Origin of the sequence: Sphingomonas sp. Leaf38, assembly GCF_001421825.1 — a bacterium.
GTDB lineage: Bacteria > Pseudomonadota > Alphaproteobacteria > Sphingomonadales > Sphingomonadaceae > Sphingomonas.
The window spans coordinates 1-284 of the sequence record NZ_LMLD01000010.1 but is presented as its reverse complement, the minus strand read 5'-3'; the positions used below and the strand labels follow the sequence as shown (position 1 = coordinate 284).

The 284-nt window shown below is 57.4% G+C and carries 1 riboswitch.

Annotated elements, in window-relative coordinates:
- Positions 1 to 44 precede the first annotated feature (44 nt).
- Positions 45 to 121, bottom strand: a riboswitch (Fluoride riboswitch).
- Between the last annotated feature and the right edge of the window lie 163 nt (positions 122 to 284).

Here is a 284-nt window from a genome sequence, read left to right as displayed (position 1 = left end):
ATTGCGAAATGTCGCGCGCACGATTCCTCCTTGCTGCCTTGCGGCGCCTGGTAGGAATCATCGACCCTTGCGAGGGCGGTTCGGCCGAATGGCCCGGCGGAAATCCATCGCCGTGCCGAGCATATGCTGTCCGACGGCGACCTGGTCAACCATCGGCAGGGTCACGATGAGACCATTGTTTTGCTGAGGATCAATAATTGGCTCAACCATGGAATAAATCTCGACGGGCGTCGTCTACGCTTTCGAGACTGATGCGCCGGAGGCTTATGCGTAGACGAAATTGG